This is a genomic window from Oscillibacter sp. (assembly GCF_031978065.1).
Lineage (GTDB): Bacteria > Bacillota > Clostridia > Oscillospirales > Oscillospiraceae > Oscillibacter.
In genome coordinates this window covers 13785-38701 of the sequence record NZ_DALZCH010000020.1, presented here as the reverse complement: position 1 = coordinate 38701, position 24917 = coordinate 13785, and the positions used below count along the sequence as shown (strand labels likewise).

Sequence of the window (24917 nt, the reverse complement as noted above, 5' to 3'; positions counted from 1 at the left end):
GATGTTTACCACGCCCAGCCGGTACAGCAGATCGGGCCTGAGTTTTTTCTCCCGCACCGCCTGCCATGGCGAAATATTGATATTGGAAATCATCCGCACATCCACCGGAATTTCATCTATTCCGCCCACCCGGCGGACCACGCCCTCCTGAAGCACGCGCAAAAGCTTGGGCTGCAGCGACAGAGGCATGGAGTTGATTTCATCCAGCAGCAGCGTCCCGCTGTCGGCCTGTTCAAACAGGCCGACACGGCGCTCGGCCCCGGTATAGGCTCCCTTCTCTGTTCCGAAAAGCATGGATTCCAGCAGGTTTTCCGGGATAGCCGCGCAGTTGATCGCCAAAAAGGGCCCGTCGGCGCGATGGCTGGCGTTATGAATCCCTTGGGCAAACAGTTCTTTTCCGGTGCCGGTTTCACCGCAAATCATAATGCCGGAATCGGACTTGGCGCTTTTTTCGCATTTTTCCATACACGCCCGCATAACGGCGCTGTTAAAAACAATATCCTCGAACCGATACTTGGCGGAAAGAGGGCTGCGTCCGCCTCTGCGCCTGTGCTCGTCACGCCCCAGAAGCTTTTGCTGCAGCTCGATGACCTGTCGGTTCAGCCGGTCCACCTGCGTCCAGTCCCTCATCACGCTGAAGCCGCCGGCAACCTTGCCGTTCAGAATGACCGGGTAGGTATCGTCCATCACGGCCACCTCTTTGCCGTGCTTGGTGACATAGTGCTGGCGGATGTTCAGACGAGGCTTGCGCTCCCGCATCACGCGGGGAATTTCCAAGTCGCTCTCGTTTTTCACCGTGTAAACGTCCTGAAGGTTTCTGCCGACAATCTCCTGCGCCAGAGTGGATTCAAGCCGCGTCGCAGCATCGTTGAGCAAAAAAACGCGGCCCTGCTCATCGCACAAGATCACCGAGTCGCTGACTTGGTTGATGGCGCACATCAGCATATCGTGGCAGATATCATTTCGCGCGTCCCGAAATACCACCATGCGCACACCGGCGGGCAGGTCCTCTATTTCCGGGGAGGGGCATTGCCGGAGATATTCCCCAAAGGAGATATTGCAGTATTCCTCGGAGGGAAGCGCACCGCAGAAGGCGGGAGCAATTTCCAGCAGGGACCCTCCGGGGCGGCCGAGCCCCCCGAGCAAGCGCTCGCCGGTTTCGTTGATCTCCAGAAGCAGACAGTCCCGGTCAATCAGCGCCGCGCCAAGCCCGCATTGGGAGAGAGAGTTCATTGTATCCAGACTTTTCATGGTTTGCACCCCTCACCCATTGTTTTCTTAATCATACAGTATCTTTTGAATCCGCACAAGGGAATTAAAGAGAATGATATGGTATTGCATCGCCTGCCCGCCGGGGCAGGCGGCGGCGCGAATATACGCCTCACCTACGGGTTTTCTCCGGCCTTCATGCGCGTCAGTATTCCCCGCACCAGGACCGATCGCTCATGGTTCGGGCCCAACAGCTTTTCAAATATTTTCATCGCTTCGGAAAGCGCGTCCGCTGCCCGGCCACGTTCGCCCATTTTTTCATAGACCCAGCACAAGCTTTGACAAATGTAGGCATACTCCAGCGTCTCTCCGCAAAACCGCCTGATGTGTCTTGCAGATTTGCGATAGAGCATTGCCGCGCGGCGAAAGTCTCTTTCGGAAAACAGAAAACCGGCCAGGGAGTTGAGAATGGCGGCGTAATGGACGTTTTCATCCTCGCGGTTTTTTTCACATTCCTGAAGCGCCCGATTCAGCGCCCGCATTGCCCGGGATTTGTCCCCTGCGGCATGGTAGAGCGCCGTAAGATTGCTGTAAATAACCGCCGTTTCGTGCCGATGCTCCGGAAGAATCTGAAGCAGGGGCAGAGCCTCCTGCAAGTGGCGGATGGCGGACTCCGGTTGACCGTCCGCCCAATATGCCATGGCCAGATTCCTCAAAACCCCCACATAGGCGTAGGTTTCCTGTTTCCGATCCCTCCGGCACAGCTCCGCTGCTTGCAGCAGCACCTCGATTGACTTCCCGTTTTGTCCCATCAGACGATAGGTTCCCGCCATGTTGTTCAGGAGGGCGGCATATTCGCCGCACGCAAGGCCCGGGTGCGCGTCGGCCAGCACCCTCGCTTTTTCAAACGATTCCAAAGACTGGGGGAGACGGCCGCTGTCGCGGCAAAACACGCCCAGCTCGTTGTATGAGGTAATGTATTCTTCCCGGTGGGAATCAGCCTGCCGCAGGCACTCCGGCGAAAACCACCCGGTAATTTTGGAATCGCCCTGAGCAAGGCAGGCATTCAGATTGGCAAAAAGGAAATCCAGCTCATTTTGCGTGAAAATCACCTCCCGTTAATGATGCAGCTTTCCTGATTTATATTATAGCGGCTGAAAGGCAGGAAGGTTTGCCTTCTCTTATATGGTTTTTGCAGCATGACGCCATTTTCCGCGTCGGCCACGCTGCGAAGAAAAAGCGAGACTCTGCAAAAAATAAGCCATGAAAAGCAAATCGGACAAAACGTCCATTAGGCTATAATGAAAGAAAATAGCTGTCAGACTACCCGGATTATAAAAGCTGTTTCACTATTAGGAGGTCAATACATGGAAAATTTCAATTTTTACAGCCCTACTTATTTTGTGTTCGGCAAGAGCACAGAGACACAGACGGGCGAATATGTGGACCGTTACGGCGGGCACAAGGCGCTGATTCATTACGGCGGCGGTTCTGTGGTGCGCTCCGGTTTGCTGGATCGCGTCAAGGCATCTCTGGACGCGGCGGGCATCGCCCATGTGGAACTGGGCGGTGTAAAAGCCAGCCCTCACAGCGATTTGGTCTATGAGGGCATAGAGCTGGCTCGTAAGGAGGGTGTTGACTTTGTGCTGGCCATCGGCGGCGGCTCCGTGATGGATTCTGCCAAGGCGATCGCGCTGGGCGCGGTTTACAACGGCGATTTCTGGGATTTCTACTGCGGCAAGCAGGGGGGCGTCACCAAAGCGCTGCCGGTGGGTACTGTCGTCACCATTGCTGCCTCCGGCTCCGAGGGTTCCACAGACTCTGTAATTACCTTGATGACTGAAGATGGAAAGCAGTATAAGCGCTGCGCTGACGGCGATATTCTGCGTCCCCTGTTTGCCATAATGAATCCTGAGTTGATGGTGTCCCTGCCCCCCTATCAGACTGCCAGCGGCATTGCCGATATCATGGCCCACTGCATGGAGCGGTACTTCACCCACAGCAGGGATGTGGAGCTGACCGATCGTTTGCTGGAAGCCGTGATGCTGACCATGATCAAAGAGGGCAGGCGAGTGACGGCCAATCCCAACGACTACGAGGCGCGGGCCAATATCATGTGGGCGGCCATGATTGCACAGAATAACTCCACCGGCGTGGGGCGCGCTCAGGACTGGGGCACCCATCATATGGACAACGAGCTTGGCATTCTGTATGGTTGCTCCCACGGCGCCGGTCTGGCGCTGCTGTTCCCCTATTGGATGGAATATGCCATGAAGAGCCAGAGAACCGACCGTTTTGTTCTATTTGCCACTCGGGTATGGGGCTGCCAGCTAAATCTGGAGGACCCTGCCGTGACGGCAATGGAGGGAATCAAGGCGTTCCGAAGCTTTATGAGGGACATCGGCATGCCTGCCTCCATCGGCGAACTGGGCGGCAAGCCTGAGGACATTCCCGTCATGGTGGAAAACATGTTCCACGGCGCGCCGAACCACGGAAACTTTGTGAAGCTCACCCCGGAGATTGCCGCAGAAATTTATCGTATGGCAATGTAAAAGGGAAGACCCGGACAGTATGCGGCAAAACGCGTCCCCGAAAGGAAAACTTTCGGGGACGCGGGCATTCCGGGGCTTGTGCGGGTGTGGCTGGTTTTGTTCGCTGGATAAAAACAAAATCAAGGAAGGCTGAAGTGGGATGAAAAGAGAAAAAACGGAAAAAAGTGCCAGAAAAACACGTTATACCAGCTTAAAGCGAAAGCTGATTATTATTTTTACAGTAGTCATAGCAATTCCGTTTTTGGCAATGGCCTTGTATGTGCTGCCAAACCAAATTCGAGCGCAGTATATAGAGTCCAGCGGCCAGCGGCTCAAACTGGCCGCTGAAAATATGAAGACGTTCCTTACGGATATCCAGTATAATGTAAACTATTTGACGCCTGCGAGTTTGCTGAAATCAGCCGCGGGGCAGCTTACAAGCTATATCGATCGGGGAGAAGCGGACGACAGGGTGGTTCGCTCCGCCGGGGCCGGGGGTATTGAGCAGGAGATATTTGAGACTTATGATTCGTTCCGACTTGCGCACCCCTATATCGAATGGGTGTATCTCGGGCTGGAAGGCAAAGAATTTATTCAGACCCCAGGGGAGACGACGCTGGCGGCACACTACGATCCGACAATGCGGCCGTTTTATTTGGAGGCGGTTAAAGGCAAGGGCGAATTTGTTCTGGAGCCTTATGAGTACGATGGAAGCGTCCTGCTTCCGATTGGACTAACCCCAATTTGCCATTGGCGGAAGATCTTGCGTGTCCATATCCTGTTTCTTAAATTGCAGGGCTCGGTGGCATATGAATAAGGGGCCGGCAGATTCTAAATTGAATCTGCCGGCTCTATGCTTTTGCATAAGCATTTGAAGAAATCCGCTGCCGTCGTATTTCAGCCGCTGAAAGATGATGGGCTGGGGGCGGTTTTTCCTGCTGCGGTGCTGTCGGCGGCCCGTTTGCTCGGGCTTTGGTTGACAACGGCCTTGGAATCAGATATAAAAAAGGTGCGCGAATGATTTCAAGCGGCCGATGCGTTGCCCGAACTATGTTCGGGCCGGAGGTTTCGGGTAAATTTGAAGCCCGGGCTTCACATAGTTTTTGTACGGAGAAATGATATATGGAAAGCTTAAAAGCATTTTTAGCACGGAAAGACATCGTGATTTCGCTCAGAAGATACGGGATTGACGCAATGGGCGCAATGGCGCAGGGCCTGTTTTGCTCTCTCTTGATCGGTACGATTATCAATGCGCTGGGGGCCCAGCTTCATATCTCGTTTTTGATCGCGCCGGTTGTGACGGTCAATGACGTCGCCTATACTGTCGGTTCATTGGCATCGTTCATGGGCGGCCCTGCAATGGCCGGTGCCGTCGGATACGCACTGCGCTGTCCCCCGTTGTTCTTGCTTGCGCTGATTACCGTTGGCTTCGCTTCCAACGCGCTGGGCGGGGCGGGCGGTCCGCTGGCTGTGCTGTTTGTTGCGATCTTCTCCGCCGAAATCGGGAAGGCCGTGTCAAAGGAAACAAAGGTGGACATTCTGGTAACGCCGCTTGTCACCATCGGAACCGGCGTGGCCCTTTCCGCGTGGTGGGCCCCCGCGTTGGGAAGCGCCGCCATGAAGGTGGGCGGTATTGTCATGTGGGCGACAAACCTGCAACCGTTTTGGATGGGGGTTTTGGTATCCGTCGTCATCGGCATTGCGCTGACGCTTCCTATTTCTTCCGCCGCAATCTGCGCGGCGCTGGGCCTCACGGGAATTGCAGGGGGTGCGGCCGTCGCAGGGTGCTGCGCGCAGATGGTGGGGTTTGCCGTGATGTCCTTCCCGGAAAACCGATGGAGCGGACTGGTGGCGCAGGGGCTGGGGACTTCTATGCTGCAAATGGGGAATATCGTGAAAAATCCAAGGATATGGATTGCACCGATTCTCACGTCCGCAATTACCGGCCCGCTGGCTACCTGTTTGTTTCATCTGGAGATGAACGGCGCCCCCGTATCTTCCGGGATGGGAACCTCTGGCCTTGTGGGCCAAATCGGCGTGTATACCGGTTGGATAGACGATATCGCGCGGGGCGCCAAGGTTGCCGTAACCTCAGGGGATTGGATGGGATTGCTTCTGATCTCGTTTCTCCTTCCAGCTGTCATCTGCCCGCTGATCAACCTCGCTTTAAAAAAGATCGGATGGGTCAAAGACGGCGACATGACTTTATCGTAGGCGGCGTGGGCGTTTTTATGGTGACGGGCGGATTCGATGTGAGAATCGCTGCGGACTTACCCGTGATCAGGTTCAGTTCTGGGCCAAAACGACCGTTCTGCGCGGCGTTCCAATGGAGAGGCGCTCCGGTTTTATCAATGCCGATTGTTTCAGTAAAGCCGGATGCGTCGGCTTCGCGGCGCCTGTTTTAAAATGACTGATAGGAAAGAAAGGTTGTTAAAACAGAATGGTGAATACGATTCTATTTGATTTGGACAATACCCTGCTGGATTTTAACCAGGCGGAGAGCATCGCGCTGACACAAACCCTGCTCCAACTGGGGATTCATCCGAATAAGGCCGTCATCCGCAGATACAGCGAATTGAATCTGGCGCAGTGGAAGCTGCTGGAGCAGGGGAAGCTGAGCCGAAGTGAAGTGAAAACGCGGCGGTATCGGCTTTTGTTCGATGAGCTTGGCGCGGCGTGTTCGGCTGAGAAGGCGGCGGAAATTTATGAATCACTGCTGGAAGTCGGACATTATTTTATAGAGGGGGCGGAGGAGCTGCTGCGGGATCTTTCTCCCGATTATCACCTGTACATCGTCACAAACGGAACGGCAAGCGTCCAGAGAAGCCGCATCAAAAGCGCCGGCCTTGAAAAGTACCTGGAGGGTATTTTTATTTCGGAGGAGATTGGGTTCAACAAGCCCGGCAGCGACTTTTTCGATTACTGCTTTGCGCAAATTCCACACGCTCGCAGAAGTGCCGCAATGATCGTCGGAGACAGCCTTTCCTCGGACATTCAGGGTGGCATAAATGCGGGGATTCAAACGGTGTGGTTCAATCCCGCACGGCTGCCCAACGATTCGGGCATCCTGCCGGATTATGAAATATATGCGTTAGAGGAGCTTAGCTCCTTGCTGGATAGAAAGGCGCAATCTCAACGCCGGAGATAATGCGTATTTCATCTCTACGAAGCCGACAATCAGCTCCACGGTTTCCTTTACAGAAGCGGCGGAAGAAGTTGCCTTCTATCAGAAAACCCCCATTATAGTTTTTCAAAGGTCATGGGCTGTACAATTCGCCCCAGGTCAACGATTGTGTCTGATAATGCCAGAGCAATCGGGAAGTCCACCGTTTTAATTTGCAGATTTTCATATGTATTAAAAAAATATTTGCAGGTGTGCAGGTCAATGAAGGCTGTATACTGCGTGTAATCGTTCGTATCTCGTACGGTCACAACAGCCCCTCGGGGGATTGACACACTTTTCATAATCTGGAAGAACGAAATGACTGCGGACTCGGTATTTTCCGGTGGGGGAATATGCATTTTTAGATAGGCCACCCGGACAAAGCGCTCCGGAGAGGTATAACCGCCAGGTAAAGACATTGTCCCCCCGCCCTGGCCGAAGGGCATCAGTTGAACATCGCCCCAAACTGCTTTCTCCATCTGCCAGGGCGATGTATTCATGTAATTGCGCAGGTTCGTCATATGCCACGGAAAATCAGGGCTGTTGGCCAAAACACCGATTGCGTTGTGGTATATCTCGGCACCTCTGTCCGTCAGCTCCAGAACAACACAATTTCCAGTGCGATCCTCGGCAATCCAATGCAGCGGAGCCACCGTTTGAGTCAGTGGATCTGATACGCCTATGATATGAATATGATCCATCTGATTTAGGAGGTCTTCCACCGACGTGCAATGCCCCAGAATATAAGTGAGAAAATCATAAGATGCCACCTGAGTGTCCGACGCATCCCGCATGGCAGCGTCATCGTACTTGGCATATCCGGCAAAGTACAAAGCGGCGGCCGCAAAACCGTGTTCGTTGACCCCTTCAAAAAAGCCGAGCACTCCGTCCAGTTCCTGACCAATTCCCATGAAACTGTAAGGGTTGCATAGGTCTTCGTGGGTTATCGCGTTTGTCCATCGGTAATTTTCTGGTACAAAATAAAAATGGGGCTGGAGCAAATAGGAGAAGTCCATGGTCCTTCCAAGGTAGGCTGACCCCGGCAAAGACTGTAATGTAATGGCTGTACACATGGGTTTCACCGCCTATCAAAATAAACTATAAGTTATCTTATGTGATTGGCACTTTCTGGGTTCATGATAGATTCCGTCTTGATTTTCCCGCATCTCAAAGATAACCGCCTCGACCGTTTTGAGGCCAGCCTATTTTTATAACGAGACCCACTGAATACTGTGAAATCGGCTTTAAGGCTTGAAACTTTGCTGGGCAAGCCCAAGGGTGGTATCCCTTGGGCTTGCCCCATTAAATATTAAGCGAAGCACCTTACAGCAATTCCACAAAAAACTGCAAAAAGTTCAGCGTACAAAAAGGCTGTCTGCCGCGTTGTCGTCCTTGACGGGCGTCAGCCCGCCAGCGTCCTCCGCCTTGCAGCCAGCCGTTTTACGCAGCTTCCTTTTTTCGCATTCCTCTGTGGAATTGCTGTAGCGATGAAAGCAGGTAGATGTCAATTTACTTTAATAGATCATGCGCGTCGCCTGTAAGTGGAATGAGGTCGCTCCGGTCCAAAAGCGACAAATTAAATTTCCTGTTCAGCGCCGCAAAATGGGCGATGCCAAAACCGATTTTTTTTAAATAGGAGAAAACGCCAATCGCGCCGGTGGGGTAACTACGTGCCTTGGTTCCATAGATGGCGCAGAGATCGGGTAAATCACCGAAAATTTCTTCCACGGTTGAACCGTACTTTTGAAACAGGGGGCGAACGGTTCCGTTCTTAATTTCATTTCCGATCCTCTCGCCCGTCATAGCCGCCGCCATGGAAGCACGGCACAGGCCGACACTTTTCACCAGCCCATCACCAAAGGCAAGCGCTTTGAATACTTGGTCTTCACTGGCGAAACCGCCCGTTATCGTAATTGCAGGAAGGGGCAAATTCTCGCGTTGGAGCTTTTTTGCCAAACGGACCACTTGATCTTCAAGCATAATGGTGGGGTAGGACCACTCGTTCATCATTTTTGACGGACTGTAGCCCGAGCCGCCGCCAGCGCCATCAAAGGTCACCATATCAACGCCGTTGACGCTGGCCATCCTTAAAACCCGTTCCAAATCAACGGAGTCATACCCCGCCATTTTGAAGTAAATGTTTTTGACCCCCATGGAGCGAAGCAGTTCAATGTGCTTTGAAATCGTTTCTTCCGTCCACATAGGGAGTCTGCCGTATGTATAAAAATTGGGACAGACACCGTTTTTATATGCTTTTTGCACCGCTGGGTCCTCCGGGTCGGGATGGACCAGATTTCCCAGCGCTTTCTTTTTCAGGGCGGTTTCCATATCCTTGATTTTTATAACAGGCTGGACGCCCTTTGCCGACTGCCCAAACTTAATTTCAATCGCATCAAAGCCGTATTTCTGCAAAGCGATTTGAGGAACGCCCAGCAAATCGTCGTCGGGGTTGCACTGCAAGATCATTTGACCTTTGCCTCGGTAATACGGCTCATAGCTTTTTCTGATGGAGGCGAGAAAAGGAAAGTCCACAACCTGCCCATTTTTAATAACGAGCTCTGAATCGTTATTTCTGGCGTGCTCACCGATTACACAGCTTACGCCGGCCATGGCAGCGCCGGCAAAATAGTCCTTCCAGTTGAGCTTTATCAGCGCGGGCAGAATCAGGGGCAAATCCATCTCAATTTGATTGCGCGTTCCATAGGTCGTGGATAAATCCATGTTAAAAACCGTAGCTTGCTCCATATCCTCCGCAATTCCCCGCGCGCCGAATACCCGCCCGTTCATATTGAAATGAGAGTAATCAACGGGATAATTTTTTTCGGAGGCGATCTGATTGTCGCCGGTCGTTATGGGGTATACAGTTTGAGCGCCCAGCACCGCCGAAAGCGCAATTTCGCAGGTACCCGGGCAGTCTCTGGTGCACATGGAGCACATGCCGGATGTGGAACAGGTGGTTTTGCTCTTGTTCATACCGCCGGTGAATGGGGAACTCAAGTTCGGTGAATACGACATTTTAAAACCTCCTCAAGATTACATTTAGTGTGATATCTTTTAGTGTGATATCTTTTTACAAATAACTGTACCATACATCGGTTAAATTGCAAGCAATTTGCACAAAGAGCAGTATGCCGTAATCATTAAGCGAAGTTTCACTGTGTAAACAAACTGCGCAGTTCAATCAGTTCTTGCAATACATCATTGAAACGTATAACATAAAGAATGATATTTTAAGTCAAGCAATTATATAGCGAGCCACCACTGGAAAGAGGTCGGCTGTGTCCCCGCCACCATGTGTCATTCTCTCAGACAATTTGCAGCATGCCCTGCGTCTGTGCGCGATGAGGAAAATTTTCTGCACTCCCCACCATGAAAACCGAAGCTGTGTGTAACAGAGAAAAAGTAGAGGACGGTGACCTTATATGCATAGCTCGGCTTTTTCAAAAAGACAGTTTTTGCAGCTCTATCTGCTAAGTATATTGATTGTGGTTCTGCTGGCGGCTCAGATCGGCAATGCGGTCGTCCAAGGCGGCTGGTTTGCCGGTGTTCCAGAAGTAAAGATAGTAGCGGACAATTCCTATGAGAGGACATTACGCGTAGTAGGAGACATTGATTTTGCGCCGTATTCCTCCGTCGCGGACAACGGCTCCTATACCGGTCACGACATCGAGTGTATCAATGAAGTTGCCAATCGACTTGGCGTGAATGTTGAGATCCACCTGACGACCTGGACAAAAGCCACGGAAGCGGTAAAAAACGGGAGCGCGGATATCGTCATGGGGCTGGAGAGCATCTCCAATCGAAATGACGGGCTGATGATCACCTCCATCGTGGCCGATGATGCGTTCGTTGTATACGGAAAGGCACCCATTAGCGGGGTGGATGATCTGAAGCGGGGGCGTGTTGCGATCCTCAACGGGAACACCGAGGTTGATATCTATGGCATCGAGGAAGACGCGGTTCGTTATGATACCTATTCCGAAGAACTGGAAGCGCTGGAAGCGGGAGAAATTGACTACGCCGTTATGCGCGCATCCGTGGCCAAGATGCTGATTCAGCAGGAGGGATACACGGATCTGCTTCAAGTCTTCGCGATGATGGACAGTGGATTGGGCCTGGGCGTCCGGGAGGGCGAAAAGGAATTGGCGGCAGAGCTTGACGGGGTGATCCGGGAAATGCAGTTGGACGGGACGCTGTCCTCCCTTCAAAGGAAGTGGCTTACCACCTATGTGTTTACCCGTTCTCTTCCGGAGGTTCTGCATGAAAGCAGCACGTTTTATCTGGTTACCACCTGCGTGATCCTTTTGAGCGCCGCGGGAATCGGTGCCCTCATCCAGCGGGAGCGGGCAGCTGCCCGAGAAGCACAGGCGGAGCGGGAGCTTGCCCTGAGTCAGGCTGCCTTGGCGATCAAGGAAACCGAACTGGCAGACGAACGGGCCAGAATTATCCTGTCTCAAATCCAGCCCCACTTCCTTTTTAATGCCCTTGGAACGATTGGACAGCTCTGCCGGAAAGATTCCGAGCAGGCCGCAATCGCCATCGACACCTTTGCCCGATATCTGCGCACCAATCTGGAATCGATGGAAGATGTCAGGATGGTTCCATTTACTAAAGAATTGCAGCACATAAAAACGTACTTGTGGCTGGAAAAAATGCGCTTTGGAAAAGATCTGAAGGTGGTATACGATATGACGTGTGAGAATTTCTATCTGCCGCCCCTGACTGTGCAGCCAATCGTGGAAAACGCCGTGAAGCATGGACTGGGACAAAAAGAAGAAGGCGGAACCGTGACCATTCGAAGCAGGGATCTGGGAAGCGTCTGTCAGGTGCAAATCGAGGATGACGGCGTTGGGTTTGACGAAAAGGCCGTGCTGGAGGACGGCCGCATCCACATTGGCATTGAAAATGTGCGTCGACGGTTACTATTCATGTGCAGCGGCAGTTTAATCATTGAGAGCCGCGCGAACAAAGGCACCGTCGTAACAATTTGCATTCCGAAGGATGAGTGACGTACGGAGGTGGATTCTATGAAAGTTCTTGCTGTGGATGACGAAGCAATCATGCTGGAGCGGCTGGAGGAGTGTATCCGCGAGGTGCTGCCCGATGCAGAAGTCCATGGTTTTCGCCGCCCCTCGGAGGTGTTGGCTTTTGCCGAGGAAAACCCGGTGGATATTGTGTTTTTGGATATTCAGATGCGTGGAATGGATGGAATTGCGCTTGGTAAAAAGCTGCAAGTTCTTCTGCCAAAACTCAACATCATTTATATCACCGCCTATGCAGAGCACGCGTTCGACGCTTATCAGCTCAATGCAAGCGGTTATCTTCTAAAACCGATAGACCCTCAGGAGATGCACAAACAGCTACAGCACCTGCGATATCCAGTTCCTCAAAAAAAGCGAATTGCCTTTCACTGCTTCGGCAATTTTGAGGTAACCGTGGACAGGCAGCGGCTGAATTTCAAGTACAAGCGCACCCGGGAGCTATTGGCTTATCTGGTGGATCGCTGCGGTGCCAGTTGTATCATAGACGAAATTATGTCCATTCTCTGGGAAGATGAGACACACCCGTCGTATTTTCAGAATCTGCGAAAGGATTTGCAGGACACTCTGCGTGGGGTGGGCTGTGAGGACATCCTTGACAAGCGGCGAGGAAAACTGGCGATTAAAACGGAGCTGGTAGATTGCGACTATTACCAGTGGAGAAATCGCAATGCGTCCTGCAAGGATTTATACCGAGGGGAATATATGACGCAATATAGCTGGGCGGAGGCAACCAGCGGAATGCTCAGTAATTCGTCTGCGGACGGAAATGGCGGAATGGGTACGTCCTGAGGCGGCGGCTGATAGCTGGCGAAACTGTGTGATTTAAGTGTGACTCTTGCTATGATATGATCCTCTCGTAAGACCCATCCAAAAGATCGTTTAAGAGGAGGAGAAATTATGGCAGAAACCACCAAGAAAAATTCAAGCAACGCAGTGAAATTCATTTTGTGCAGTCTCTTAGGATTCTTCATGTTCTTCGTCAGTATTCCGTTCAACGGAAAAACCACGATCCCTGTGGATCATGTCACCACTCTGCTTCGAAATCTACTCGGCACCACGGTTCAGGGATACATCGTTTTGATCGTCGTCGCAATCGGGGCGATTCTTCCCTTTGTCAAAAAGACTTGGAACAAAAGTGCAAAAGATCTTGTATTCTCGATTTTCAAAGTCATCGGTTTAATCTGCGCCGTTATGTATGTATTTCATGTGGGGCCGGAAGAGCTGCTGGCGAACCCGGACCTTCTGCCCTATCTGTTTGTCACACTCTGCTGCAGTCTTTGTTTCCTGATTCCCATTGGAGCGGTTTTTCTTTCTTTTTTGACGGACTACGGCCTGATGGAATTTGTCGCCGTGTTTTTGCAGCCGGTGATGCGCAAGATTTGGAAAACGCCGGGCCGGTCTGCCATTGATGCGGTTGCCTCCTTTGTGGGAAGCTATTCTCTGGCGCTCATTATTACCGACGACATGTACCTTAAGGGGCGCTATACCAAAAAGGAAGCGTATATTATTGCCACCGGCTTCTCCACCGTATCCACCACGTTTATGGTTGTGGTCGCCAAGACGCTGGACTTGATGGATCGCTGGAACTTCTACTTCTGGACAACGCTGCTAATCACTTTTGTTGTAACTGCCATCGTTGCGCGCATTTACCCCACGGCAAAGGTTCCTGACGAATATATGGAAGGTATTACACCCAACCCAGAGGCCACCGTTACCAAAGATCATTTAAAGGTTGCCTGGCATGAGGCGCTGGAGGCAGTTGACCGCTCTGGCAATATTGGAACCAACGTTCTGAAGAATACGAAAGACGGTTTGCGGATGATTACCAATATTCTGCCGACCATTCTCTCCATCGGTCTGCTGGGCATGCTGCTGGCGCTCTATACTCCTATTTTTAGCATCATCGGGTACATTTTTTATCCCTTTACGCTGCTTGTCCAAATTCCCGATGCATTGCTGGCCGCCCAGTCTTTGGCCACAACAATTGCTGAAATGTTCCTGCCCGCAGCGTTTGTTACTGGTGCGTCGCTGGCGACACGATATGTTGTTGCGGTATGCTGCATCTCCGAACTGCTGTTTTTCTCTGCTGTGATCCCCTGCATCCTGTCCACCAAAATTCCTGTTAAAATTGGAGAACTGATTGTCCTCTGGATTGAGCGCGTGATCTTGTCGATCTTGCTGGCAGGGATTGTTGCACTCATCGTTTTCTAAGTGCCTGTTTTGATGGTGTACATTCCAAGAAACGGGAAAATGCATCATCACGTTGGCGGATGGCAAGCGCTAAGAAAAGGCAAAGTCAGAGCAGTTGCGTGAATATGTCACGCAGCAATACTTTTAAATTTGCTTGACAGACATTGCTTAAAAATATAAACCCGAGGCAAGGATGTAAAGATTTACATCTTTGCCTCGGGTTCGTGCTTTAAGTGACGGATGATACAGTAATCGGATGTGTCCCCCTGCACGATTTGATTCTTATTAAAATAGAAGCAACTATGCAGGATGAGTCACTGGGACAGGGCTTTCATAAAATGTTTATCCAAGTTTCTATCAGATTGTTACAATCTGTGAAATTGTTTGAAACGCTTGCAAAAGTGATACGTCATCCGCAGAATTTTCCGGCCAAGCAAATTAAAATATCGACCATTGTCTCCAGCGCCTCTACAGAGATGAACTCAAACTTCCCGTGAAAATTTTCGCCGCCCGTGGAGAGATTTGGACAGGGAAGCCCACAGTATGACAGCCGCGCACCATCGGTGCCGCCCCGGATGGGCGCCACACGGGGAACCACGCCGCATTCGGTAAACGAAGCTTTTACAAGATCAATTAACTTCATATGTCCGGAAATCTTGTCCAGCATATTATAATAGCTGTCGGTGATCGTCATGAGAACGGTATCCCGGCCATACTTGTCATTCAAATATTGAGCGATCTTTTCAAGGGACTTTTTCTTATCGTTGAATTTCTGCATGCTGTGATCCCGGATGATGTAGCGCATCCGGGTTTTACTGACATCGCCATGAATGGACACGAGGTGAAAAAATCCCTCATAGCCCTCGGTATACTCGGGCCTCTCACCGGCGGGAAGCAGCGCATTCAACTCCATAGCGATCTGGGTGGAGTTTTTCATTTTGTTTTTGGCGGAGCCGGGATGAATATTGATACCGTTAATCGTAATATCTGCGTCCGCGGCGTTGAAGTTTTCAAATTCAATACTGCCCAATGGACCGCCGTCCACCGTATAGGCAAACTCCGCGCCGAATTGCTCTACATCAAAGTATCGGGTTCCCTGGCCCACCTCTTCGTCGGGCGTAAAGGCCAGACGAATCTCTCCGTGGGGCAGTTCCGGGTGTATCAGCAGGTATTGAGCAGCGGTGACGATTTCCGTAACACCCGCCTTATCGTCCGCCCCCAGCAGCGTGGAGCCGTCCGTAACGATTAAGTGGCAGCCCGTGTAATCTCTCAATTGTGGAAACATCTCTTCCGACAATACAATCTGACCTTTTGTGTCCAGCGGAATGTCGCCGCCCTGATACTCCACAATGCGCGGCCGGATGTCGGAACCCTGCATTTCACTGCTGGTGTCTATATGGGCCAATAGACCCAAAACTGGCACGCCAGCCCGGTTGGCCGGCAGCGTGGCAGTCACATAACCGTAAGAGTCCAGCTTTACGCTGGAAAGCCCAATTTCTCCCAGCTCTTTTGCAAGCGCCTGTGCGAATTCCAACTGGGAAGGTGTGGAAGGATAGCTTTCACTGTGCATACTGGAAGTGGTGTCTTTGGAAATGTACTTTAAAAATCTATCTAACACGACTGACATGGATTTGTCTCCTCGTTATTGTTCTTCGGCATAAATTGCAATCAACTCCTGAAGCATCCGAACCACCTGATCCATTCCCTCTATGGTGATATGCTCATACGGACCGTGGAAGGCCTGACCTCCGGTTCCAAGATTGGGGCAGGGAAGGCCCATAAAGCTGAGACTCGCGCCGTCGGTGCCACCTCGGGTCACCCTGATTTTCGGCTGGATTCCGGCGCGGCACGCAGCCTTCTGCGCATTTTCGATGATATGGAAGCAAGGCTCTATCTTTTCCTTCATATTGTAATAAACGTCGTTAATTGCAATAGAAACTGTGTGTTCTCCATATGTTTCATTCATCTGCTCCACGATCCGACATAGCAGTTCCTTGCGCTGGCGAAACAGGTCTGTGCTGTGCTCGCGGACGTTATAGATTAACTGAGCGTATTCCACGCTGCCGTGGAAGTGCAGCAGATGGAAAAATCCCTGGCGACCCTCGGTCTTGGATGGAATCTCGGCGGGCGGCAGCAGATGATTGATCTCAATGCCAATCAGCTGGGCGTTGATCATCACGCCCTTCGCCCTGCCGGTATGCATGTTTTTTCCGTTGATGCTGATCACCACGCTGGCGGCATTGAAGTTTTCATAGACGATCTCGCCTTCTTCCCAACCGTCCAGTGTATAGGCATATTTGGCCCCGAACTCATCCAGATTAAATCTGGCGATTCCGGTACCGACCTCCTCATCCGGGGTAAAGGCGATGCAGATTTTCCCGTGGGGACGTTTATCCTGAATAATTGCCTCCAGCGCTGTGAGAATTTCAGCAATGCCCGCCTTATCATCAGCCCCCAGCAGAGAAGTTCCGTCGGTGGTAATCAGGGTGCTGCCCTTCAGCGTCTTCAGCCGCGGAAAGTCCAAAACGCGCAGCACCCGTCCGGATGTACCCAGCGTCACATCCTCCCCGTTATAATTCTCAAGAATCTGCGGGTGGACATGCCGCCCGTTAAACTCCGGGGAGGTGTCCATATGCGCAATAAAGCCGATAGGCGTGACGTGCTCATAGCCGGACGTTGCTTCAAGGCTTCCGTAGACAAAGCAATCGTTGTTGATGCGCGCGTTGTCAATGCCCATGAGCTTAAGCTCATAAGTCAGTTGATGCGCCAGGTCGAACTGACGGAAGGAGGTAGGCATCGTGTCGGCTTCCGGATCGCTTGTCGTCCAGAAATTCACATAGTTTAAGAGCCTCTCATATGCCCGCATTCTTTTGCCCTCTTTCGAAAATATAAGGGGTTTCAATCTCAACGCAATCCACAGAGCAGACGGGGACAAATCTTGCCGCCCTGTGCGAAATCTGTGGCTGCCGCGCAAGCGGCAGCCACAGACCGGACTTTTATAAAGCGAAAGTTTTATTCCTGAATCATCAGCCTGCGGTCCTTCACCGCCACGCTGACACTATAAAACTTCTCGCAGATCCGAATGAAGTCTAAATAATCCTGTACGCCTGCTGTCTCATAAGGAGAGTGCATGGCAAGCTGGGGCAGCCCAATGTCCACGGTGTTGACGGCGACCTGATTGCCGGAGAGGTTTCCCAGCGTGGAGCCGCCCAGCATATCGGAGCGGTTGTGGAAATGCTGCGGCGTGGTCCCTGCCCGGTCGCAGATACAACGGAACAGCGCGTCCGACACGGCGTCGGTAGTGTATTTCTGATTAGCGCTATGTTTGATCACCACGCCGCCATTGAGATGGGGGCGGTTGGTGGGGTCACACTTGTCGGCATAGTTGGGGTGCATGGCATGTGCGTTATCCGCCGAGACCATAAAACTACACGCAATGCTGGTGAGGTATCCCTCCTCGCCGCGGCCCGCACTGCCGTTAATCCGGTGCAGCGTATCCCGCAGGAAAGTGGATGCCGCGCCCTGTTTGGTTCCGCTGCCCACCTCCTCGTTGTCAAGCATACAGAACACCGGAACGCTGGCAGAGACGCTGTCATGCAAAAAGCCCTGCAAAGAACCATAAGCACATCCGATGTCCTCCAACCGGGGGGCAGAGAGGAAGCGTCCGCCATCCCCCCACACGCAGCCGTGCATCCGATTGTAGAGGAATAGGTCACTGCCGCGGATACTGTCCGGCTCCGCACCGGCTTCCCGTGCCACCATGGAGAGGAAACTCCCCTTCTCCGCAGACCCGTCTCCCCAAAGGGGCAACAAATCCTTTTGAACGTTATAGGCGTAACCGTCGTTGACGTCTCGGTTCATATGGATGGCCAGACTGGGGATCAGCAGCAGATCCCGGTCTACCCGCACCAGCCGGGACTCCAGACCATTCGGCGTCTCTACAATCAATCGGCCCGCCACAGAGAGAGGGCGATCAAACCAAGGCGCGCAAAGCATCCCACCATATTTTTCAACATTTAGTTTAACGTACTGGTCCTCCACCCGCATCTCGGGGGATTCCTTGATCTTAAAAGAGGGAGAGTCGCCGTGGCTGGCCACGATCTGAAATCCTGAATAGTTCCGCGTGGGCAGCCGGAATGCGATGAGTGCCGACTGGTTGCGGACGACAAAGAATCGCCCCCCCTCTTCAAGGTTCCAGCTCAGGCTCTCCTCCAACTCCGTATATCCCGCCGTCAGTAGCTGACGGCGTATATTTTCTGCGGCCTGAAAAGCCGTGGGGCTCTGTTCAATAAAAGACAATAAATCGTTGATCTGATCTGACATATGAAACTCCTTACTTACCAACAATGTTCTGTTTACCGGAGTTTTGCGCCTTCACATGCTCCCGCTTCGCAAGATACGGCATGATAAAGCCCAGTCCAATGAGAATGAAAGGCGTGATGATGTTCAGCATCAGACGGAACGGGTCGTCGGAGTAAATACCGCTTAAACAAGCATAGGCCGTTAGAGCGAAACACCAGCCGCCCAGAAACATTCCCAACCGCCGGTTTTTCACAAAACGATAGGTCGCGGGGAAACGATCTCCCGCCTTCTTCAGTGCAATATAGGCGGCAAATACCCACAAATAACGCAGCGGCATACACACGGAGTTCAGCTTTACCAACCACCTCACTAGCACGTCCACATTGCTGATGCCCAATGCCGGTACAATAATTATAACAGAAACGATTACAAAAACAAGCTTCAAGCCGTTGGAATAAGCGCCGTATTTGTTCTGCTTCAGTAACGCGGAGGGGACATACTGCGTGTCGACGTTATTTAGCATGATGCGCAAGGGCGCGTCCACGGAGAGGATGATGACGGATATCTGTGTGATAATGTTGCAGATTGCATAGAGAATCAGGAACAGGTCGCCCAGTCCGTAATGCACACCCAATTGCTGGAAGGCGTAGTAAGCGCCGTTGGTCATCAGGTCACCCGGAATATGATTGGAGTCAAACATCATCCCCAGCGCAATCGTACCGAGCACTGCGCAGAGAACCACCATACCGGTCAGGGCGATCATGCCCTTCGAGAAGTCTCGGGACGGATCTTTCATCTTATTGACATAGGGAGACATTTTTTCGCAGCCGCCCACGGCGTAAACCAGAATGGAAATGTTCAGGAAGAAAGCCGGATTAAAATTGGGGGTAAAAGTAGAGGGCGTCCAGTCGATGGAAAGAACCTCCGCATTCGTCAGCGCGGGAGCCGCAATCATCAGCAGGATAAAGAGAAGCGACATGGCAAACATGGCGGTTCCGGCCAGTGTGGAAAGACGGCGCAGCACGCGGATTCCCCGGCTGGCCAGCAGCAGAGCCATAACAAAGATTACCAGACGAATCAACTGCATGGTCATGGTGCTCATCTGGCTGACACGGTTATCCCGGAAAATCGCCCAACTGCAAGCAATGATGACGCTGCCGGGTTTTTCCGAAATGTAAGGCATATGGACGACCCAATAGGTCCAGCCGGCAAAGTAGGCCATTTTAGGACCAATCGTCTGGTTGATCCAAGAACTGACGCCGCCGCCTTCGTTTTTGAACGTGGAACCAAGTTCGCCCACCATCAGAGCGTATGGAATAAAGTAAATTGCAAAGATCAGGAGCCACGCCGCAATTGCTTTCAGTCCGCCGTACTCTGAAAAGCCGTTGATGATGTTGCCGAAGCCCCACACAGTACTGAAGGCCATTACAGCCAGGCTATACCAGAGAATTTGGTTGCTGCTTTCCTTCTTCATATAAAATCCCCATTTCTTTTGCTGTTTTTGCTACGTTTTTTGGTAAATTTATTTTACATCTATTAAATATTATTCGCAAATACATATACCTATATAGTAATTATAATATGTATGTTATAATGTAAGTTGCCAACTGCAAAATTTTTCAACAACCATTCCATTGCATGCCGCAATCTTTTAAATTCCGTTTTTGGCGGCACAGAGCCGTCAACTTCTATGCGCTGCAAATTAAGGCAGTCCAAGTATTTATTGTGAAAAACATCTTAACAAAGGAGAAACCGGTCATGTTTCATGGTATGGAATATGTTTACGAGGTCTATAAGGAACAAAGTTTTTCCAAGGCTGCCCGAAACCTCTACATCTCCCAGCCCGCGCTCAGCAGCAGCGTCAAACGCGTTGAAGAGCGGGTTGGTATGCCGCTGTTTGATCGCAGCACCACGCCGGTAAAGCTGACAGAGTGCGGCGAGCAGTACATTCAGGCGGCGGAACAAATTTTCAGCGCCCAGCGGAGCTTTTCCGACTATCTGGCCGATACCCGCAAGCTGGAGGCGGGGCAACTGACAATTGGCGGGATCGGCATGTTTGCATCTTATATCCTGCCGCCGCTGATCTCAGAATATAAAAGCAAATACCCCAAAATCTCTGTCAGCATGATGGAGGAGAACCAGCCACAACTGGAAAAGTTGCTGATCAAGGGTGCACTGGACCTTGTTGTGAATTATCAGGAATTTGCGCAGGATGCTTTTGAAACCTGTCCCTATCGGGAAGAGCACCTCCTGCTGGCGGTACCGCAGCAATTTCCTGTCAACAGCTCTCTTCTTGCGTGGCGGCTCAGTCTGGATAATGTTCTCTCCGGGGATTATCTGGCGGAACGATATCCCGCAGTTCCACTGGAGGCTTTTGAAAATGAACCATTTATTCTACTCCGTCCCAACAGTGACATCAATCAGCGAGCGATTCAGATGTGCCAAAGCTGCGGCTTCACGCCTCGGGTAATTTTGACGCTGGAACAGCAGTTGACTGCCTATAACATGGTCAGCACGGGCATGGGCATTGCCTTCGTCAGCGACACGCTGGCAAAAAACATTCTGCCCCACCCGAACATTGCCTATTATAAACTGAATAGAGAACTTTCCCGACGAATCATCTATTTTTACTATAAGAAAAATCGCTATATCAGCCGAGCAATGGAGGAATTTTTGGAGATTGCACGCCAGAAGGAGGAGTGAACTCCAGACCCGGTGCTTTGGAATTTCCCATATTCGGATTCCTGCCTGCGGCTGGTGATAATCTGTTTCGTGGAGCATACGAAGAAAGGTCTGTTTCAATCAGTCAATCATCGGCAATTTGCTAAGCAAGGCGAAACTGCTTACCAAGTGTACGATCCGCTGACAAATGTCTGGCAAGTTTATTGCTGGGCAGATATACTTGATTTCGTTATTTCAGCAGTCCGGAACCGACGCAATATGCATCTTGCCGTTCGGACAGGAAATTTGTGTGTTGATATCCTTTCAGAAGCCTTGACATTGCCTCGTCACTGTGGTAATTTAATATGAAATTAAAGCAGAGGCAAGTGCAATTGGAGCAGACATTCGCTTCACAGTAGCCTGTAAATTGAATAAGATCGAATGATTAGTCCGGGAGAGTCCGTGCTGGACACGGCACCGAAGGGGTATGCAAAATCTCTCAGGTAAAATGGGTCGGGCTATGACGATGCTTCGAAGAGTACGGCAATATGCTGTACGCCAAAGGTGCAACTCGGGCTGCCCGCAGATCATGGGCGCGGCGGGGAATCTCTCAGGCAAATGACGGAGGCACAAAGTTCTAAAGGGAACTTTGTGTCTCTTTTTGCGCGCAAATATGGAAATTTAGAAACAGAATCTTTCTTAAAGGGGGAAATGAACCATGAGCGAACTCAAACGCACCCAGCTTTTTGCGGTTCACACGGACGCCGGAGCCTCTATGGTGGACTTCGGCGGGTGGGAAATGCCCATCCAGTATCCCGAAGGAATCGTGGCGGAACATTTGTATACCCGCCATGCCTGCAGCCTGTTTGATGTGTCTCATATGGGCCGGCTGTTGGTGGAGGGACCGGAGAGGGTGAAATTTTTGCAGCACGTCCTCACCAGCAATGTCATGGCGCTGGATCTGAATCAGGCCCAGTATTGTATGATTCCCGCGGAAGATGGCGGCGCTGTGGACGACGCGTATCTGTATCGCTTTGAAGAGGATCGCTTTTTGCTGGTGGTAAACGCCTCCAATACGGACAAAGACCTCAAACATCTGCTGGAAGTTGTGAAGGACTACGACTGCACCATCACCAACATCACAGCGGATTATGCGTCTATTGCCGTGCAGGGGCCTAAGAGCAAAGAATTGCTTATGACACTCTCCGGCGACGAAGCCGTGACCGAGCCGATGAAAAATGCGCTGAATACCCTGCTGTTTGAGGGGCGCACGGTTCGCGTAGCTAAAACCGGATATACCGGCGAGCCGTTGGGGTATGAGGTGTACATAGAAAGCGGAGAGGCCGCGTGGTTGTGGAATCGTCTGGTGGAGCTGGGCGCCAAGCCTGCTGGCTTGGGCGCGCGGGATACCCTGCGTCTGGAAGCCGGCTTCCCTCTGTACGGTCACGAGATGGGAACCGATCCCTCGGGTGCGATAATTCCAATTTTCTCTGTGCCGTTGGCGCGGCTGGCAGTGAGTTTTTCTTCGCAAAAAGGCGCTTACATTGGGCGCAAGGCGCTGGAAAAACAATCCGCCGCCTATCAGAAAATCATGAACCGGAACTTCAGCGAGATGGATGTGCTGCCCAGACGTATCATGCCCATCACTCTGATTGATCGAGGTGTCATGCGGGCGGGAATGCCGGTTTATCGCGGTGAGGAACAGATCGGTTGGGTCACCAGCGGCACCATGGTGCCCTATTACTGCCACGAGGGAGAGGGGTTGTCCACCAAAATTCTGGACGACACAGCCAAGCGCTCCATCGGCCTTGCCTATCTTTCCAGCGATGTGTTGGAGGAGGACCGCGTAGAGGTGGATATCAGAGGAAAACGATTGAAGGCCGTGGTTCCGCCCTATCATATGCGTGTGGACGCGCCTCCTTTTGCCCGGCCAATTATCTATGGAGCGGAGCTGGAACAGTTTGCCACAAAGGACGACGATTTCGAGACAAAAGCACTGGCCCTTATTGAGAAGGCTTCCGACAATCACCAATGGCGGCAGAAATGCTGCATCAACCTGATCCCCTCGGAAAACAGTGCCAGCCGCGCGGTGCAGCTGCTGTGCGCGTCCGACCCCGCCTTCCGCTATGCCGAGCACAAAAAGATTAAGTCCTTCTATGATCAGGATATTTTTTATTATCAGGGGACCAAGTTTATCGACCGGGTGGAGCAGCTGCTGGCGGAGCAGATGAAGCAGTATCTGGGCTGCGCTGAGGTGGAAACCCGCGTTATCAGCGGACAAATGTCCAACATGGCGGTCTTCTCCGCCCTGATGGATTGGAAAAACCGTTTGGATCGAAAACACACGCCCCAGCGGCTGGGCTATGTTTTGAATAACCACATCATCAAGGGAGGGCATCTGTCCGCGCAGCCCATGGGGGCGCTGCACGATTATATCGCCGTTGACCCGGTGACAGAGCGCTCCGCCGTGGTGAATTTCCCGGTTTGCAGGGACAACATTTACAAGATCGACGTGGATGAGACGAAAAACGTCATTGAGAAATACCGTCCGGAGCTGATTATTTTTGGAAAAAGTATGGTGCTGCATAAGGAGCCAGTGGCTGAAATTCGCCGATTTATAGATGAGCAAAAAATCCCCGCGACCATCATGTATGATATGGCCCATGTTTTGGGACTGATTGGCGATCATTTTCAAAAGCCCTTTGAAGAAGGCGCTGAAATCGTTACCGGGTCTACCCATAAGACGTTTTTTGGCCCGCAGCGGGGTGTCATTGGCGTCAATTATCAAAAGAGTGATTTAAAATACGGTCTTTGGGAGACAATCGAGAGCCGCGCGTTTCCCGGCAGCGTTTCCAATCATCACCTTGGCACCCAACTGGGACTGCTGATGGCTGCCTATGAGATGAACGCGTTTAAGGATTCCTATCAGAAAGCGGTTGTGGAAAACGCAAAGTATTTTGCCGGATGCCTGAAGGAACAGGGGCTGGACGTGGCCGGAGATCCTTCTGTCGGATACACCGAAACCCATCAGGTCATTGTCTCCGTTGGATACGGAAGCGGCCCCGAGGTGGCCGAGCGGCTGGAGCAGAACAATATCATTGTCAACTATCAGGCCACGCCGGATGAAGAGGGCTTTACCGCCTCGGGCGCCCTGCGGATGGGTGTGAGCGGGATGACCCGCTTTGGGTTTGGGATAGAGGCGTTTTCCAGGTTGGCCGAGCTGATGGCAGATTGCATTCTCCGCGCCAAGGACGTCACCGCTGAGGTGGAGAAGCTCCGCGCCTCCTATGACACCATGTGCTACTGCTTCAACGATGAAAAGATGCAAACGGCGCTGGAGGGCTTCTTAGGTCAGATTGCTCTGTAACCCGACAGACTCGGTAAAACACAAAGTCCTGCAAGTCCATGCAGTTAATTTACAAAATTTATGGAGGTATCGGTATGAATTATCCGGCAGAACTGAACTATTCCAAGTCCCATGAATGGGTAAGAATGGATGGGGACACTGCGGTGATCGGAATTTCCGATTTCGCGCAAAACGCACTGGGCGACGTGGTCTTTGTAAATCTGCCACAGGAGGGGGACGGCGTTTCTGAGGGAGAGGCCTTCGGCGATGTGGAATCCGTCAAAACGGTGTCTGATTTGATTTGCCCCGTTACCGGGGTTGTGTGCGCCGTCAATGAGGAACTGTTGGATGCGCCCGAGAAGCTGAACGGTGATCCCTACGGCGCTTGGCTCATTCAGGTAAAGGAACTCAGCGGACAGGAAGCGCTGATCTCCGCCAAGGAATATGAGGCGTTCTGCCGCGCGGAGGACTGA

Annotated in this window: 19 protein-coding genes and 1 riboswitch; of the genes, 11 read left to right on the top strand and 8 right to left on the bottom strand. The window is 51.8% G+C overall.

Features of this window, described 5'->3' with window-relative positions; genetic code table 11:
- Together RTK01_RS04900 and RTK01_RS04895 are read right to left on the bottom strand one after the other, a co-directional pair.
- The coding region (locus RTK01_RS04900) for a sigma 54-interacting transcriptional regulator (protein WP_312279899.1) at positions 1-1251 on the bottom strand (1251 nt) is incomplete at its 3' end.
- Between the two features lie 134 nt (positions 1252-1385).
- Positions 1386-2321, bottom strand: coding sequence for a tetratricopeptide repeat protein (locus tag RTK01_RS04895; RefSeq protein ID WP_312279898.1), 936 nt, complete (start codon positions 2319-2321; stop codon positions 1386-1388).
- A 255-nt stretch (positions 2322-2576) separates the two neighbouring features.
- On the opposite strand from RTK01_RS04895, the gene RTK01_RS04890 reads away from it, so the two are divergent.
- The 5 genes from RTK01_RS04890 (at position 2577) to RTK01_RS04870 (ending at position 6888) form a co-directional block, all read left to right on the top strand.
- The gene (locus RTK01_RS04890) at positions 2577-3761 is read left to right on the top strand and encodes an iron-containing alcohol dehydrogenase (RefSeq protein ID WP_312279897.1); all 1185 of its coding nucleotides are present in this window, start codon (positions 2577-2579) and stop codon (positions 3759-3761) included.
- 139 nt (positions 3762-3900) lie between these two features.
- Positions 3901-4557, top strand: coding sequence for a hypothetical protein (locus RTK01_RS04885; RefSeq protein ID WP_312279896.1), 657 nt, complete (start codon positions 3901-3903; stop codon positions 4555-4557).
- 36 nt (positions 4558-4593) lie between these two features.
- Positions 4594-4761, top strand: coding sequence for a hypothetical protein (locus tag RTK01_RS04880; protein ID WP_312279895.1), 168 nt, complete (start codon positions 4594-4596; stop codon positions 4759-4761).
- A 101-nt stretch (positions 4762-4862) separates the two neighbouring features.
- Positions 4863-5954 carry a PTS sugar transporter subunit IIC gene (locus RTK01_RS04875; protein ID WP_312279894.1) on the top strand — a complete coding sequence of 364 codons (1092 nt, stop codon included), beginning with the start codon at positions 4863-4865 and terminating at the stop codon, positions 5952-5954.
- A 226-nt stretch (positions 5955-6180) separates the two neighbouring features.
- Positions 6181-6888, top strand: a complete 708-nt coding sequence (locus RTK01_RS04870; protein ID WP_312279893.1) for a YjjG family noncanonical pyrimidine nucleotidase — start codon at positions 6181-6183, stop codon at positions 6886-6888.
- Positions 6889-6980: 92 nt separating this feature from the next.
- Here the strand turns inward: RTK01_RS04870 and RTK01_RS04865 are convergent, their stop codons facing one another.
- Positions 6981-7976 carry a choloylglycine hydrolase family protein gene (locus tag RTK01_RS04865; RefSeq protein ID WP_312279892.1) on the bottom strand — a complete coding sequence of 332 codons (996 nt, stop codon included), beginning with the start codon at positions 7974-7976 and terminating at the stop codon, positions 6981-6983.
- Between the two features lie 436 nt (positions 7977-8412).
- Positions 8413-9918: a glutamate synthase-related protein gene (locus RTK01_RS04860; RefSeq protein ID WP_312279891.1), complete on the bottom strand. Its 1506-nt coding sequence runs from the start codon at positions 9916-9918 to the stop codon at positions 8413-8415.
- A gap of 407 nt (positions 9919-10325) precedes the next feature.
- On the opposite strand from RTK01_RS04860, the gene RTK01_RS04855 reads away from it, so the two are divergent.
- The 3 genes from RTK01_RS04855 (at position 10326) to RTK01_RS04845 (ending at position 14156) form a co-directional block, all read left to right on the top strand.
- Positions 10326-11912, top strand: a complete 1587-nt coding sequence (locus RTK01_RS04855; RefSeq protein WP_312279890.1) for a transporter substrate-binding domain-containing protein — start codon at positions 10326-10328, stop codon at positions 11910-11912.
- A gap of 18 nt (positions 11913-11930) precedes the next feature.
- Entirely contained in the window at positions 11931-12734 is an 804-nt protein-coding gene (locus RTK01_RS04850; RefSeq protein WP_312279889.1) for a response regulator, read from the top strand.
- 108 nt (positions 12735-12842) lie between these two features.
- Complete coding sequence (locus RTK01_RS04845) at positions 12843-14156, top strand: YjiH family protein (RefSeq protein ID WP_312279888.1); 1314 nt, start codon at positions 12843-12845, stop codon at positions 14154-14156.
- 388 nt (positions 14157-14544) lie between these two features.
- Here the strand turns inward: RTK01_RS04845 and pepT (RTK01_RS04840) are convergent, their stop codons facing one another.
- The 4 genes from pepT (RTK01_RS04840) to RTK01_RS04825 all read right to left on the bottom strand — a co-directional run bounded on the left by pepT (RTK01_RS04840) (position 14545) and on the right by RTK01_RS04825 (position 19911).
- Entirely contained in the window at positions 14545-15762 is a 1218-nt protein-coding gene (gene pepT / locus RTK01_RS04840; protein WP_312279887.1) for a peptidase T, read from the bottom strand.
- A gap of 15 nt (positions 15763-15777) precedes the next feature.
- Positions 15778-17001 carry a peptidase T gene (pepT, locus tag RTK01_RS04835; protein ID WP_312279886.1) on the bottom strand — a complete coding sequence of 408 codons (1224 nt, stop codon included), beginning with the start codon at positions 16999-17001 and terminating at the stop codon, positions 15778-15780.
- 146 nt (positions 17002-17147) lie between these two features.
- Entirely contained in the window at positions 17148-18458 is a 1311-nt protein-coding gene (locus tag RTK01_RS04830; RefSeq protein WP_312279885.1) for a M18 family aminopeptidase, read from the bottom strand.
- A 10-nt stretch (positions 18459-18468) separates the two neighbouring features.
- On the bottom strand, positions 18469-19911 hold the full coding sequence (locus RTK01_RS04825; protein ID WP_312279884.1) for an amino acid permease: 1443 nt from the start codon (positions 19909-19911) through the stop codon (positions 18469-18471).
- 284 nt (positions 19912-20195) lie between these two features.
- Between RTK01_RS04825 and RTK01_RS04820 the strand changes: the two genes are divergently transcribed.
- The 3 genes from RTK01_RS04820 (at position 20196) to gcvH (ending at position 24917) form a co-directional block, all read left to right on the top strand.
- The gene (locus RTK01_RS04820) at positions 20196-21140 is read left to right on the top strand and encodes a LysR family transcriptional regulator (RefSeq protein ID WP_312279883.1); all 945 of its coding nucleotides are present in this window, start codon (positions 20196-20198) and stop codon (positions 21138-21140) included.
- 399 nt (positions 21141-21539) lie between these two features.
- A riboswitch (glycine riboswitch) is annotated at positions 21540-21620 on the top strand.
- A gap of 196 nt (positions 21621-21816) precedes the next feature.
- Positions 21817-24465, top strand: coding sequence for a glycine cleavage system aminomethyltransferase GcvT (gcvT, locus tag RTK01_RS04815; protein WP_312279882.1), 2649 nt, complete (start codon positions 21817-21819; stop codon positions 24463-24465).
- A 74-nt stretch (positions 24466-24539) separates the two neighbouring features.
- Positions 24540-24917 carry a glycine cleavage system protein GcvH gene (gene gcvH / locus RTK01_RS04810; protein WP_312279881.1) on the top strand — a complete coding sequence of 126 codons (378 nt, stop codon included), beginning with the start codon at positions 24540-24542 and terminating at the stop codon, positions 24915-24917.

Bases quoted from the DNA above. Each gene is read 5' to 3' on its own strand.
- RTK01_RS04875 (WP_312279894.1), top strand. From the start codon at position 4,863: ATGGAAAGCTTAAAAGCATTTTTAGCACGGAAAGACATCGTGATTTCG.
- pepT (WP_312279886.1), bottom strand. From the start codon at position 17,001: ATGCGGGCATATGAGAGGCTCTTAAACTATGTGAATTTCTGGACGACA.
- RTK01_RS04830 (WP_312279885.1), bottom strand. From the start codon at position 18,458: ATGTCAGATCAGATCAACGATTTATTGTCTTTTATTGAACAGAGCCCC.
- RTK01_RS04865 (WP_312279892.1), bottom strand. From the start codon at position 7,976: ATGTGTACAGCCATTACATTACAGTCTTTGCCGGGGTCAGCCTACCTT.
- RTK01_RS04860 (WP_312279891.1), bottom strand. From the start codon at position 9,918: ATGTCGTATTCACCGAACTTGAGTTCCCCATTCACCGGCGGTATGAAC.
- RTK01_RS04885 (WP_312279896.1), top strand. From the start codon at position 3,901: ATGAAAAGAGAAAAAACGGAAAAAAGTGCCAGAAAAACACGTTATACC.
- RTK01_RS04850 (WP_312279889.1), top strand. From the start codon at position 11,931: ATGAAAGTTCTTGCTGTGGATGACGAAGCAATCATGCTGGAGCGGCTG.
- gcvH (WP_312279881.1), top strand. From the start codon at position 24,540: ATGAATTATCCGGCAGAACTGAACTATTCCAAGTCCCATGAATGGGTA.
- RTK01_RS04890 (WP_312279897.1), top strand. From the start codon at position 2,577: ATGGAAAATTTCAATTTTTACAGCCCTACTTATTTTGTGTTCGGCAAG.
- RTK01_RS04855 (WP_312279890.1), top strand. From the start codon at position 10,326: ATGCATAGCTCGGCTTTTTCAAAAAGACAGTTTTTGCAGCTCTATCTG.
- gcvT (WP_312279882.1), top strand. From the start codon at position 21,817: ATGAGCGAACTCAAACGCACCCAGCTTTTTGCGGTTCACACGGACGCC.
- RTK01_RS04870 (WP_312279893.1), top strand. From the start codon at position 6,181: ATGGTGAATACGATTCTATTTGATTTGGACAATACCCTGCTGGATTTT.
- RTK01_RS04820 (WP_312279883.1), top strand. From the start codon at position 20,196: ATGTTTCATGGTATGGAATATGTTTACGAGGTCTATAAGGAACAAAGT.
- RTK01_RS04880 (WP_312279895.1), top strand. From the start codon at position 4,594: ATGCTTTTGCATAAGCATTTGAAGAAATCCGCTGCCGTCGTATTTCAG.
- RTK01_RS04845 (WP_312279888.1), top strand. From the start codon at position 12,843: ATGGCAGAAACCACCAAGAAAAATTCAAGCAACGCAGTGAAATTCATT.
- pepT (WP_312279887.1), bottom strand. From the start codon at position 15,762: ATGTCAGTCGTGTTAGATAGATTTTTAAAGTACATTTCCAAAGACACC.
- RTK01_RS04825 (WP_312279884.1), bottom strand. From the start codon at position 19,911: ATGAAGAAGGAAAGCAGCAACCAAATTCTCTGGTATAGCCTGGCTGTA.